Annotated in this window: 13 protein-coding genes and 1 pseudogene; 8 read left to right on the top strand and 6 right to left on the bottom strand. The window is 57.9% G+C overall.

Annotation, left to right across the window (positions count from 1 at the left end):
* Positions 1-33 precede the first annotated feature (33 nt).
* Positions 34-672: a carbonate dehydratase gene (gene can / locus BZK31_RS23300; RefSeq protein WP_083185651.1), complete on the bottom strand. Its 639-nt coding sequence runs from the start codon at positions 670-672 to the stop codon at positions 34-36.
* Positions 673-848: 176 nt separating this feature from the next.
* Between can and BZK31_RS23295 the strand changes: the two genes are divergently transcribed.
* Positions 849-1,256: a serine kinase/phosphatase gene (locus tag BZK31_RS23295; RefSeq protein ID WP_083185650.1), complete on the top strand. Its 408-nt coding sequence runs from the start codon at positions 849-851 to the stop codon at positions 1,254-1,256.
* 3 nt (positions 1,257-1,259) lie between these two features.
* Here the strand turns inward: BZK31_RS23295 and rimI are convergent, their stop codons facing one another.
* Both rimI and BZK31_RS23285 read right to left on the bottom strand, forming a co-directional pair.
* Positions 1,260-1,712 (bottom strand): ribosomal protein S18-alanine N-acetyltransferase, encoded by a 453-nt coding sequence (rimI, locus tag BZK31_RS23290; RefSeq protein WP_083185649.1) that lies wholly within the window; start codon positions 1,710-1,712, stop codon positions 1,260-1,262.
* Positions 1,705-2,511, bottom strand: a complete 807-nt coding sequence (locus BZK31_RS23285; protein ID WP_083185648.1) for an energy transducer TonB — start codon at positions 2,509-2,511, stop codon at positions 1,705-1,707. Before BZK31_RS23285 ends, rimI begins: the two co-directional genes overlap by 8 nt.
* Positions 2,512-2,655: 144 nt before the next feature.
* Between BZK31_RS23285 and mksB the strand changes: the two genes are divergently transcribed.
* From mksB to tnpC, 6 genes and pseudogenes are all read left to right on the top strand, one after another.
* On the top strand, positions 2,656-3,933 hold the full coding sequence (mksB, locus tag BZK31_RS23280) for an Mks condensin complex protein MksB (RefSeq protein ID WP_083185647.1): 1,278 nt from the start codon (positions 2,656-2,658) through the stop codon (positions 3,931-3,933).
* Complete coding sequence (gene mksE / locus BZK31_RS23275) at positions 3,923-4,624, top strand: Mks condensin complex protein MksE (RefSeq protein ID WP_004879893.1); 702 nt, start codon at positions 3,923-3,925, stop codon at positions 4,622-4,624. The genes mksB and mksE overlap by 11 nt, the downstream gene beginning before the upstream one ends.
* Complete coding sequence (mksF, locus tag BZK31_RS23270) at positions 4,621-7,440, top strand: Mks condensin complex protein MksF (RefSeq protein ID WP_083185646.1); 2,820 nt, start codon at positions 4,621-4,623, stop codon at positions 7,438-7,440. Before mksE ends, mksF begins: the two co-directional genes overlap by 4 nt.
* A gap of 223 nt (positions 7,441-7,663) precedes the next feature.
* Positions 7,664-7,987, top strand: coding sequence for an IS66-like element accessory protein TnpA (gene tnpA / locus BZK31_RS23265; protein WP_083185645.1), 324 nt, complete (start codon positions 7,664-7,666; stop codon positions 7,985-7,987).
* Complete coding sequence (tnpB, locus tag BZK31_RS30165; RefSeq protein ID WP_157900781.1) at positions 7,984-8,319, top strand: IS66 family insertion sequence element accessory protein TnpB; 336 nt, start codon at positions 7,984-7,986, stop codon at positions 8,317-8,319. Before tnpA ends, tnpB begins: the two co-directional genes overlap by 4 nt.
* A gap of 49 nt (positions 8,320-8,368) precedes the next feature.
* Positions 8,369-9,894: pseudogene (gene tnpC, locus BZK31_RS23255) on the top strand (IS66 family transposase).
* A gap of 279 nt (positions 9,895-10,173) precedes the next feature.
* On the opposite strand, the gene BZK31_RS23250 reads toward tnpC, so the two are convergent.
* The 3 genes from BZK31_RS23250 to BZK31_RS23240 are packed head-to-tail and all read right to left on the bottom strand — an operon-like array spanning position 10,174 to position 12,112.
* The gene (locus BZK31_RS23250; RefSeq protein WP_040266821.1) at positions 10,174-10,623 is read right to left on the bottom strand and encodes a MaoC family dehydratase; all 450 of its coding nucleotides are present in this window, start codon (positions 10,621-10,623) and stop codon (positions 10,174-10,176) included.
* 17 nt (positions 10,624-10,640) lie between these two features.
* Positions 10,641-11,474 (bottom strand): 3-methyl-2-oxobutanoate hydroxymethyltransferase, encoded by an 834-nt coding sequence (gene panB / locus BZK31_RS23245; RefSeq protein WP_040266819.1) that lies wholly within the window; start codon positions 11,472-11,474, stop codon positions 10,641-10,643.
* A 14-nt stretch (positions 11,475-11,488) separates the two neighbouring features.
* Positions 11,489-12,112: a LysE family translocator gene (locus BZK31_RS23240; RefSeq protein ID WP_415639503.1), complete on the bottom strand. Its 624-nt coding sequence runs from the start codon at positions 12,110-12,112 to the stop codon at positions 11,489-11,491.
* A 133-nt stretch (positions 12,113-12,245) separates the two neighbouring features.
* Between BZK31_RS23240 and BZK31_RS23235 the strand changes: the two genes are divergently transcribed.
* Positions 12,246-12,701 carry an Lrp/AsnC family transcriptional regulator gene (locus BZK31_RS23235; RefSeq protein WP_040266815.1) on the top strand — a complete coding sequence of 152 codons (456 nt, stop codon included), beginning with the start codon at positions 12,246-12,248 and terminating at the stop codon, positions 12,699-12,701.
* The last annotated feature ends 121 nt before the right edge of the window (positions 12,702-12,822 follow it).

Genomic DNA, 12,822 nt, shown 5'->3' with positions numbered 1-12,822 from the left:
TAAACGCGTTCACCGCCCGATCTTGAGGATCGATCAGTCCTGCGGACGCAGACGGTATTGCGGCGGCAACTGCTCGAAACCGGTGATGGTGGTGTCCAGACTTTTCCAGCGACCATCCTTGATGCCATAGATGCAACCATGCACCGACAGGATCTGACCGCGATGCCAGGCGTTCTGCACGATACTGGTGTGCGCAACGTTGGCCACCTGCTGAATCACGTTCAGCTCGCACATACGGTCCACACGCTCCTCTTCGGTAGGCAGCTCGGCCAGTACATGGCGATTTTCGTAGTACAGGTCACGAATGGTCCGCAACCAGCCATCGATCAGGCCGAACTGACGATCCTGCATGGACGCGCGCACACCGCCGCAGCCGTAGTGTCCGGTCACCAGAATGTGTTTGACCTTCAGCACATCCACTGCGTACTGAATCACGGACAGGCAGTTCAGGTCGGTGTGCAACACAACGTTGGCCACGTTGCGGTGCACGAAAAGATCACCGGGCAACATGCCGACGATCTCGTTAGCGGGAACGCGCGCATCCGAGCAACCGATCCAAAGAAATTCCGGGGTCTGCTGGCGAGCCAGCTTGGCGAAGAAGTCAGGGTCCTCCTGTTTAATCGCCTCGGCCCAACGTGCATTGTTATCAATCAGGTCTTGTAGATCGTTCATGCTTTGATGCCTCGTTTATGATGCTCAGCCTTGGACTGGCCTGCGATCCGCAGAGTCACGTCTCTTTACCACTCGTTGCTGGCACGCCATCGCCAATGCCCCGTCTGCAAACAAAAAGGAATCTTCAAAGTTGCGACCGGTCCACCTAACAAGACCACCTGCAAAGAGGATTCGTCATGAACGATTCACGCCGTCCGTTCGATGCCACGCAACCGGAACCCATCGACGACAATGAAGACCGCATGGGCTCGATGGAAGAACTGCACTTCGAAGAAGAAGAAACCGTCCGTATCGGCGATCTTATGCCCGAAGACGAACTGGAACATGAAATTCCTGATGAACGCGTGCGCGAAGCCGGGTTGACCGGAGCCTCCACTGACGACCATCAGCCCACCGACGATGATCTGTCGCCGGAAACCCTGATTCATGAAGATGGCGCGCGCTCGGCCAACGAACGCGGTGAAGACAGCCCTGCCGATCTGGACCTGACCGTAGTCGATGAAGACGACATCGGTGGCGGCGACGGACTGGATGAAGAAGAGATGGCAATCATCGACCCGCTGGATGGCAAAGCCGGGCGCTGAGTCTTACTCCAGCAGCGTGCACGCCATGACCACGGCGTCTTCGCGACCGCCCACAGCCGGGTAGTAATCACGCCGCCGGCCTATCTCGTTGAAACCGTAGTTTTCATACAGACGATAGGCCGGTCGATTGCTGTCACGCAGCTCCAGGAAACACTCGCGGGCATTGAGCTGATAGGCACGCTTCATCAGGTGATCCAGCAGCCGCAGTCCCAGGCCACGGCCCTGACTTTCAGGCTTTACCGTGATGTTGAGCAGATGCGCCTCATCGATGATGACCTGTATCACGCCGTGCCCCACCTGCTGAGCGCCTTCGAACATCAGCCAGATTTCATACGACTTGAGGCCATCGAGAAAGATGCCCCGCGTCCAGGGATGGCTGAAGGCTGCGTACTCGATTTTCAGCACCGCATCCAGATCGGCTTCGGTCATTGGCCGAAAGCTTATTGCATCACTCATCAGTCGATTTCCAGCGCGTCATCAGCCGACGCATGGCTTTCCAGACATCGGCCTTGCGCTCAGGCTCGTCCATCAATAATTCCAGCCCCGGCAGCGCCCAGGCAGTGCCCAGACCGTCAACCTCAAGCTCACGGTTATAAGATTCAGCATCCGCCTCGCCCGCAAACTTGATGGAAGGCAGGCCTACCAGCCAGAGACAGGTGCACGGCTCGTCCTCAAGCCTGGCGCCCACAAACCCCTGCACGAAGTCACGCGCCGCTTCCGGGCCTTGATCCATCTGGCCACGAACCAGCAACGGCCAGCGAACCGGCTCGCCGATAATTTGCGGGCTGTCGGGCAAACCAGCGGCACGCAGCATGTCCTTGAGCAACAGGTAGGAAGGGTCACGACTCTGGAATGGCTGGCCGGTAGACAACTCGACCAGCAGCAGGCAACGCCCGGCCCGCAACAACTGCAAGGCGAAACGCGGCGGTGGCACGACCACAGCCTTGGGCGCGGCGGGCTCTGCCTCCTCGACAACGGCAACCGTACGGGTGCTGGCCAGCGACGGCCGGGGCACTTCGATTTTCGGCCGTTCCGACGTACGCTCCGAAGCTCGCTGCATCGGCACCTCATCGTCCGCCACTGCCGGCGCAGGCGACGAAGCCGCCGGCGTGACCTTTAGCACCTCGACCGGCGGCGGCAACGGCGCGAGCAGTTCCGGGCGGGAGGGTGCAGCGAACGGCAGTTCGGTACGCGGCAGCCAGTTGACCACCTGCATGGCAGTCAAATAGGCGCGGCGACGGGACTCATTGAGCAAGGGTCAGCCACCTGTGGATAAGTTAGGCGCGCAATTCTAGCGTTGTTCGCCTTTTGATGCTGCAGCATATCGCGTGCGGGTGAAATCTTGAGCGGCTGATGCAGTACAATCGCCGCCTTTCCTTAGCCAACAGTCGGCCTCTCCATGATCGAACCCAAGCGCGTCCTGCGCGCCCTTGCCGAGCACTGGGCACTTCTGGAGCCTTTGTGCGAACACTTCGACCAGGGCACCTTGAGCCTGAGCGAACTGCGACTGCAGCTTGCCGCTCAACAACAGGACAGCACCCCGCAAGACATCACCAATCTGTTGGACGTGTGGATTCGTCTGGACATTCTGGTGCCTGTCGCCAAAAGCCCGAACCGTTTCGAACTCAATGCACAGATCCATGACTTTCTGTCGTATCTGCGCCGCGAACACCGATTGGGTCTGTGCCTGGAAATCGAGGCCTACCTGCGCCACCTGGAGCGTCTGGCCGGATACATCCAGGACGCCTTTGAGATTCGCGATGCCAATGACCTGGCCCGCCAACTGCGGTTGCTCGACATGCGGGTCCGCGACGTGCTCAAGAAGCTGGCCAACGACGAGCAGGCGCTGGTGGCCGTGGCCGATCGGGCCAAGACCAGCGACCGTCAGATCCCGCTGCGGCAACGCTACGCGGAAGTACTGGCGACCTGGGACGAATACGTCGAGCCGATGATTCAACTGGTCAACGCAGACGGAGCGTTCGAACAGGGCGTGCGCAAAGTCGAGAACGTCCTGCTGCGGCTGCTGACCGAACAGCAGCGTCTTGGTCATCTGGTTGACGACGACATGTTGCTGCGTACCCACGCGCGCATTCTGGAAATGCAGACCAGCGCGCAACTGACCCTGCGTCATGCCCGCGAACTGCTGCTGCCGCTGCGCGAAGAAGCACGTCGACACAACGCGGTGACCCGAGGCGCAGCGCTGGCCTTGTCGGCGATCCGACGCAAAGGGCTCGACGCCGTACCGCAGGCTGCGATGCCAATGTTCACCCGTCCGCAAAGCACCTTTCTGGGCAGCGCGAGCCAGGTAGAGGCATACGTTTACGCTCTGGCGCGCTTCGAACCCAAACCGGCGCGTTTTCCCAAGGCCAGCGGCACGCGCAAGGGCGAGCCTCCACGCGCACCTCGCACCGTCAAGGAAATGCTCGAGCGCTGCCAGGACGCGTTGCCAATGCCGGACCTGATGAGCTGGCTGCTCGAGCAGGAGCCAAACGGAGAAACCGAAGAATTGCTGTACTGGTTCTCGCGCCTTTCGCGTGACAAACGCTTCTTCCGCGAACGCCTGGAGCGCCGCGACTACTACACACGGGAGCACCGCGTCAGCCTGCGCTCCTTTGCCCTGCTTGCCGCCGAAGACAAGCAGCCAGAGAATTCCGAGAGCACTGTTCATGCATCTTGATCTATCCGAAATGTCCCAGCTCGCCCCGATCTTTCGCGAGCTGTTCAAGGGCTATCACGTCAGTCGCCGCGATCCGGAGCTGTACGCCCAACTCTCCAACTTCCAGGACCAGTACCGTGCGCTGTTCAAGGCCCTGGGGTTCGAACTGGTGTGCGACACACGAGGTTTCTATTACTTCGTGCCGGACCTTGCCGCCGCGCAAGTCAACAAGACCGCACAGCGTCTGGCCCTGTTCACCTTCATCCTCGTCGAGCACCTGGCCGATCAAGGCCGCGATCCGATGGCTGTGCTGGATGGCGGCAGTCTGGGTCGTGATGAATTGCCTTCGATGCTGGAAAAGTACCGCGATCTGTTCCTGCAGGCCGAGGTTCAGACCCAGGAAGAGCTGGAAGAAAAAATCATGCGGCGCATGACCCAGCTCGGTTTCGCCAGCGAAGAAGTGGGCATCTATCGTTTTCTGCCGCCGATGCACCGATTCCTCGATGTGTGCCTGTCGGTCCAGCAGGACCGCGATCTGGCCGCCAGCCTGCACAGCGCCCTGCCCTTGCCGACGCCGGTGCTCATCGATGACGACAGCGATGAAAAGCTGCTGGAAACCGATGATCCGCTGGACCTCGCTGAATTCAGCGAAGAAACCGAAGAAGAGGCATTGGCCCGCGCCATTGCCGATGAACAGGAGTTGGACGCATGAGTCAGGAACGCTTCGGCATTCGCCGTTTTGCCCTGCTGAATACCGCAGGCTACAGCCTGGGCCTGTTCCCGCTGGAGAACCCGCTGTCGGTGTACGGCGCGAACAACCTGGGCAAGAGTGCTTCGATCAACGCGCTTCAATTCCCGATCCTGGCCCGCATGTCGGACATGAGCTTCGGCAAGTACAGCCTGGAGCAGTCCCGGCGGTTCTACTTCGCGTCGGACACCAGTTACATTTTGGTGGAAGTCGCTTTGCCTCACGGACCGCACGTAATCGGTGTGGTCGGTCGCGGACCGGGCGGCGGCTTCGGGCACCAGTTCTTCGCCTATGCCGGTGAGCTGGACCTGGGCCATTATCAGAAGAACGACACCTGCCTGCGCCAGAAAGAGCTGTTCAGCAATCTGGAAAGCAAGGGCCTCAAAGCCTATGAATTGAAACCGGACGAACTGCGCCGCCTGCTGGTGGGCGGCCACACGTCGATTCCACTGGACCTGACGCTGATTCCACTGCGTTCGACCAGCGAACAAAGCCTGAAAACGTTCCGGGCATTGTTCATCAACTTGCTGCACATGCGCGAAATCACGGCCGCCAAACTCAAGCAGTTGTTCCTCGATGCCTTCGAGCACAGCCTGCGCTCCGGTAGCGTCGACTACATCGCCGCATGTGAAGAAGCATTCCGCGACGTGCGACGCATGGAGCAGGATTACAACTCGCTGGTACTGGCCGGCCCGCTGGTGGAGGCTCTGGCCGCAGGCGTCAAACAACGCGACGTGTTGCGCGGCAAACTGCATCGTCTGTCACCGATCCTGGATTCCCTGCTGGGCACCTGGTCGGACTATTCCGGCGCTCGCAAGGAAGAACTGGTTATCCAGGCCGAGCATTATCGGGCGCAACAGGATGAAATGCAGAACGAACAGCGCAACAGTACGCAGGAGTTGATGCGTCTGGAACGCGAGATCAGCAGCATCCAGCGCTGGGTAGGCGAGCTGTCAGTACTGAAAAACCGCTTTGCTCTGGTCGATGACGTCAAAGTGCTGGAGCAGCAGTTGCTGGCCGCCAAGGACGCTCACGACGAACTGGCCGGCGCCATTGCTCAATCCCGGCAGTTCAGCGCCGAGGATCTGGAAGAGCGCCTGCGTGATCTGGAAAAACGCCTCAAGTCGGTCAAGCAGCAACTCGATCACGCGGACAACAACAGCTACGCCCGTCTGCGCGAAGAGTTCTCACAGCCAGACGTCGAGCGTCTGATGCGCCTGTTCAACAGTGCGCTGTTCAGCTTGCCGCTGGGTGAACAAGGCATCGCGCTGGACGATGGCGATGCGTGGGTTAAATCGCTGGAAACGATTCTGGACGGTTTCAAGGGCGAGCAGTTCTCCGTTCCGGGTTTGACGATCAACCTGTCGAGCATCGAACCTCCAGCCTTGCAGGCACTGGCGGATCGAGCGGCATTGCGCGATCAGAAAGAGCGTCTGGAAAAAGAACTCAAGCAGTTGAAAACGCAACAGGCTGTGGCTGCGGACCGCTCGGCGAGCAAGACACAGACCGAAGCGCTGTACCAGCAAGTGCTGGACGCGCAGAAAGCTCTGGAAGATTTCCGTCGCTGTCAGACGTTGAGTGTGCAAGAGTCGTCCAAACTCGAAGAACTGGCGCAGATGGAAGCGGCGCAGGATGAACTCAAACGCTCCAGCGACGCCTTCACCGAACGCGTTCAGCAATTGTCAGCCAAGCTGCAACTGGTGGCGCGTCAGATCGGCGATCTGGAGTCCAAGCAGCGCACGCTGGATGACGCACTGCGTCGTCGGCAGTTACTGCCTGCCGATTTACCATTTGGCACACCGTTCATGGATCCGGTCGACGACTCGATGGACAATCTGTTGCCATTGCTCAACGACTACCAGGACAGCTGGCAAGGCCTGCTGCGCAGCGATGGACAGATTGAGGCGCTGTACGCCCAGGTCCGTCTGAAAGGCGTGGCGAAGTTCGACAGCGAGGACGACATGGAGCGTCGCCTGCAGCTGTTAATCAATGCTTATGCGCACCGCACCGACGAAGCCCTCACCTTGGGCAAGGCACGCCGCGCAGCAGTGACTGACATTGCCCGTACGCTGCGCAATATTCGCAGCGACTACGACAGCCTCGAGCACCAGCTTGCCCTTTTCAACCGCGAGATCAACAAACGTCAGGTCTCCAACCTGGCGAGCTTCCGCATTGTGCTTGCACCCAACAAGGAAGCGCTGAAACACATTGACCAGATCATCCACAGCGCGGGCCAGTATGAGGAAGGCGAAACGCTGTCGGTGTTCGATCTCAGCCAGAGCGCTGAACAGGACAACAAGAACGAAGAGGCCAAGGAATACCTGGCGCGCCTGGTGGCCGCGAACCACAACCAGTTGGGATTGAAAGATCTGTTCGAATTGGCTTTCGAGATCACCAAGGTCAACGGCCAGCCGGTTATCCACACCGACATCGACGGCGCGGCGTCCAACGGCACGACCATGACCATCAAGGCACTGACCAACATGTACCTCTTGCTGCACTTGATGGATCGCGACCAGGCCGGCCGGGTACGCCTGCCGTACTATCTGGACGAAGCTGCAGACATCGACGAAAAGAACCAGGCCGCCTTGCTGGAAACCAGCCTGCAACTGGGCTTTGTGCCTATTCTGGCCAGTGTGAAGCCGCAGGTCTCTGCTCACGTCGCCATCGACCTGGAAGGCGGCAGCGGGCCTAACGGCATCTACATTGATGAAGCAGACTGGAAATACATTCAACGCCGTGACGACGTGAAGAAGGTAGTTCCGGAGCTGGCTTCTTAAGCCAAAGATGTTATGACAAGAAGGCCGCATGTGGATGCGGCCTTTTTTTTGAACTGCGTTTCAGGTTTTACGGCTGGGTTATAGATCCATGCCGCGTGGACCGGATGGATGAGCAAAGAGGAGGTAAGCGTCTGCCAAACACACCTTCAGAATCCCCAGATTAAGGGCGATGGTGTCCACCTAAAAATAAGTGGACACCGTCGCCCTTAATTCAAGGAACAACATGCGCCAGCGCACCTCTTATCCCAAACCCTTCAAGGCCCAAGTTGTCCAGGAGTGCCTGAACCCTGACGTATCAATTGCCAGCATAGCCCTGCGACACGGCATCAACACCAATCTGGTTCGAAAGTGGATTTCCCTCTATCGCGACCAACAAGCTTCTACCCTATCTGCATTTATACCGTTGAAGCTTGAGGCCGCAGCGATACCGGTTCGACAGGCTGTAGCCCGCATCGATATTTCCTCCGGGCATCAAACACTCACTGTGAACTGGCCAATCTCCGACCCGCACGGCTGCGCACGTTTTATCCGCAGCCTCTCGCAATGATACGCATCGATGCTATCTGGCTCGCCACCGAGCCCATGGACATGCGCGCTGGCACCGAAACTGCGCTGGCCCGCGTGGTGGCGGTGTTCGGTGCGGCGAAGCCGCACTGCGCTTATCTGTTCGCCAACCGCCGAGCCAACCGGATGAAGGTGCTGGTGCACGATGGCGTAGGCATCTGGCTTGCTGCACGCCGGTTAAACCAAGGCAAGTTTCACTGGCCTGGTACTCATCGCGGCCTGGAAGTTGAACTCGATGCTGAACAACTGCAAGCGCTGGTGCTCGGTTTACCCTGGCAGCGTGTCGGTGTGAACGGCGTCATTACAGTGATTTAGTCCTGCCTTTGAGCTGTGGCGGATCAGTTGCTTTGGTAAAATCCACGGCATGACTTCCTCGCCCAATCTCGACCAAATGACACCCGACCAACTGCGCGCACTCGCTGTGCAGTTGCTATCGAAGGTCGACACCATGGACCGAAAGATCCATCGTGACGAGACGATCATCGAACAGCTCTCTCACGAATCGCCATCCTCAAACGCCACAAGTTCGCCAAGCGCAGCGAGCAGATCAGCCCGGCTCAAGGCAGCTTGCTGGATGACATGCTCAACACCGACATTGAGGCCATCGAGGCAGAACTGGACGCGCTTCGTCCTGCCACAGCGTCGGACGAAACCCGCCAAAAGCCGAAGCGTGCGCCGCTGCCGCCGCAGTTCCCACGCACCGTCATTCGTCACGAGCCAGAGAACACCCAGTGTGCTTGCGGCTGCCAGCTTCAGCGCATCGGCGAAGACGTCAGCGAGAAGCTGGATTACACACCGGGCGTGTTCACCGTTGAGCAGCATGTACGTGGGAAGTGGGCCTGCCGCCAGTGCGAAACGCTGATCCAGGCACCGGTGCCCGCCCAAGTCGTCGACAAGGGCATCCCTACTGCTGGACTGCTTGCTCATGTAATGGTGGCCAAGTTCTCCGATCATCTGCCGCTGTACCGGCAGGAAAAGATCTTTGGTCGAGCAGGCCTGGCGATCCCGCGTTCAACGCTGGCTCAGTGGGTGGGCCAAACCGGCGTACAACTCCAGCCGTTGGCGGATGCCCTTCGCGAGGCGGTGTTGGCTCAGCGAGTCGTGCATGCTGATGAAACTCCCGTACAGATGTTGGCGCCGGGAGAGAAGAAAACGCACCGCGCCTATGTCTGGGCTTACTGCACAATGCCGTTCTCGGCACTGAAAGCCGTGGTCTACGACTTCAGCCCCAGCCGTGCTGGCGAACATGCACGTAACTTCCTTGGCACGTGGAAAGGCAAGCTGGTCTGCGATGACTTCGCGGGCTACAAGGCCAGCTTCGAGCTAGGCATCACCGAAATTGGCTGCATGGCCCACGCACGCCGTAAGTTCTTCGAACTGCATGTGGCAAACAAAAGCCAACTGGCCGAACAGGCACTGCACTCAATCGGCGGTCTGTACGAGATCGAGCGACAAGCCAAAGACATGCGCGATGACGAGCGCAGACGATTACGTCAGGAAATAGCGGTTCCCATCGCAGGAAAGTTGCATGAGTGGATGCTAGCTCAACGCGAACTCGTGCCAGAAGGCTCGGCTACGGCCAAAGCTCTGGACTACAGCTTGAAACGCTGGGTAGCGCTGACGCGCTACCTAGATGATGGTGCCGTGCCCATCCACAACAATCCGGTGGAAAACACGATCAGGCCGTGGGCGCTTGGGCGCTCCAATTGGTCGTTCGCCGGATCTCTGCGCAGTGGCAAACGAGCGGCAGCGATCATGAGCTTGATCCAGTCGGCACGCAGGAACGGGCATGATCCGTATGCCTATCTCAAAGATGTGCTGATGCGGCTACCGACGCAGCGGGCAAATGAGATCGGACAATTGCTGCCGCATCAGTGGGTACCGGTCTGACCTATGTTACGTAAGTCAGGCTACAGCTTACAATTTGGTGTCCGCCACGTCAGATGAAGTACTAGAGTGGCGAACAACGCGAAAGGCAGTCCGATTCCCAGCGATATTTTGTGAGCCAACAGTGCTCCTGTACCACCACCCACAATAAAAGCCAGGATCAGGAAGCAGCTGTCAGCCAGTTCAGTTCCAGGCCGGATAATGAGTTTCAATAGATAATGCATGCTGAACTGTCTATTCCAGAGTTCGGTGGGATACGTTGATCACAGCATCGGGCCAAACCTAATCGCCTGGGGTTGCCGCGAGAACCGCCCTTTCAGCCTCGCTAGGAATCACCCCTGTAGTTTCAGCCAGCAGCACAGCTTGGCCGGTGCTGTTCTTCACGATGACTTCGGCTTCCGCTCGATGTCGGTCATCAATCCGGACAATTGTCCATACGCAGGTCAACTCCTCCCCAACATAGACAGGCCGCTTGAACTTGAAGCTCATTGATGTAGCCAGCCAACCCAAGTGCCCGCCAATCTCGGTGATCAAAGTCGCAGTAAGGAGTCCTTGAGCGATGGTGCCGTCAAAACCTTTAGCTACAGCGTATCCGGCATCGGAGTGGACTGGGTTGTGATCATGCGATAGTGCTTCGAACTGAACGATGTCCGCCTCCGAGAAGGTGCGCTTGATCTCGAATGTGTCGCCCTGTTCAAGCCCTTCAATCGCCCTCTGGCGTATCGCGTTCATTGGACTCTCCTGCCGCATCAAAAAGTGTGCTCAGATCCTGGGAATGATCCTGACTCCACATCCTTAGCAAAGGCTTGAGCAGCGTCATTCAACACCTTTCGCACATCAGCGTATTGCTTGACGAATCGAGGCAACTGACCTTGCCGCAGACCTGCCATGTCCTGCCATACCAGTACTTGAGCGTCACAGCCGTTCCCCGCCCCGATTCCAACGGTGGGAATGCCAACTGCCTCGGTGATTCGGCTTGCAACCTCGCCTGGCACCATCTCAATGAGCAGGCCAAACGCTCCTGCGCGCTCAAAAGCCATCCCTAAATCAATCAACCTTTGCGCGTCTGAGCCCTTGCCCTGGATACGGTAACCGCCCAGTTGATGCTCTGCCTGCGGGGTGAATCCAATATGGGCCATCACTGGAATCCCTGCGGCCACCAGCTTCTCGACCTGGGGGAGCATCTCAATTCCACCTTCGAGCTTAACGGCGTGCGCGCCACCTTCTTTCATAAAGCGCACGGCTGTATGGAAGCATTGCTCAGGTGACCCCTGGTACGAACCAAAAGGCAGATCTGCAATGATCAATGCGCGCTTGGTAGCCCGCGAGACCGCGCTGACCAAGGGCAACATTTCGTCAGCGGTTACTGCCAAGGTCGAGTCATAGCCGAAGACGTTGTTACCGGCTGAATCGCCGACCAGAAGCACAGGAATTCCTGCCTCCTCAAATATGGCTGCGGTGTACATGTCATAAGCGGTCAACATGGCCCATTTTTGGCCCCGCGCTTTCATCTGGTGTAGATGAGGAATTCTTACCCGCCCACGATTTTGGCTAGCGTAGGGGGCGGTGGTCTGTTCAGACATTGGTTCACCTTCCATTAAACGGTCAGCCGGTCAGCCGCGAGGACGACAGCGATGAGAATCATTGCGGCCCCTGAGATGCGGCTTACATTTAGCGCGGCCCCAGGTCGAGAAGTCAGTACTGCGCGGGCGCCATATCCCACGGCCAGATAAACGACTCCGCAACTGAAAGCATGGATGAGCCCTAGCGCAATGATCTGGACTACAACCGGCCAAGCGGCAGACGAATCAGTAAACTGAGGCAGCAAAGCCAGGAACAGCAGCAGCACTTTTGGGTTCAGGCCGCTCACACAAAGTCCCTTGAATGCCCAGGTGATCCAGCCTCCATCATCTGCGGCGTACCCTTGAGCGGGAACTGAGGGTTTGAGCAGCATGTTAAAGCCTAGCCACAAGAGATAAGCAGCCCCCATCAGCGTAAGCGTCAACAACGCATAAGGGATTTTCACCAGCAGGCCACCCACACCCGCCGCTACGATCAATGTCGCGAGAACATGGCTTGAGAGCATGCCCAATACCGCAGGCACCACGGTATGGCCTCGCAAACCCGCTGAAATGGCGTAAGCCCAATCAGCCCCTGGGGTGATAACAAACAGAAACGAAACGGCCCAGAAGGCCATCATCAAAGAAGCGCTCACGATCAATTTTCCTCTCGCTCATCACCAGTACGGCACCTTCGGCCCTGGTAGAAACTGAGATAGAAGGATAAAGAAAGTCTGGTGTTATTATCTTGCGTAGTTACTCGCAGAGCCCTAAGGCCGTGGAAGGTTTTACGAAATGGATCGAATTGATAGGAAGATTCTTGCGGAGCTGCAAGGAGATGGTCGCCAGTCACTCACGGACTTGGCCGAGCGCGTGGGGCTGAGCTTGTCCCCTTGCCATCGACGAGTTCGCGCTTTAGAAGAGGCTGGAGTGATCAAGGGATACCGCGCCCACCTCTCTGCCCCCGAGCTAGGGCTCAATTTCTCTTCACTGGTGTTCGTGACGTTACAAGAAGGGCATCAGCAGGCCGTAGCAGACTTCGAAAAAGCCTTACCAAGCATTCCCTACATCGTCCAAGCTCAACGACTGTTTGGTGATCCGGACTACCTGCTAATGGTCGTAACCGCAGACCTTCCGGCGTTTCAGAAGCTCTATGATGAGGAGTTATCGAGGCTGCCAAATGTACAGCGGCTAACCTCGACCTTGGTAATGAAACACGTCATCACAGATCGCCCACTGCCGTTGGAATGAGCGCCACGAATCCGGTTGTATCAACCTGACTTCACCGGACGCTTACAAGAGGAGTGCTGAGCAAGCGTTTGATTTATAAACGCCACAAAGACAAAACCCCTTACCGCGTGAGCGATGAGGG

It is taken from the genome of Pseudomonas floridensis (assembly GCF_002087235.1).
GTDB lineage: Bacteria > Pseudomonadota > Gammaproteobacteria > Pseudomonadales > Pseudomonadaceae > Aquipseudomonas > Aquipseudomonas floridensis.
Note: the sequence above shows the minus strand (reverse complement) of the source record. Positions and strands in the feature narration are given on the sequence as shown.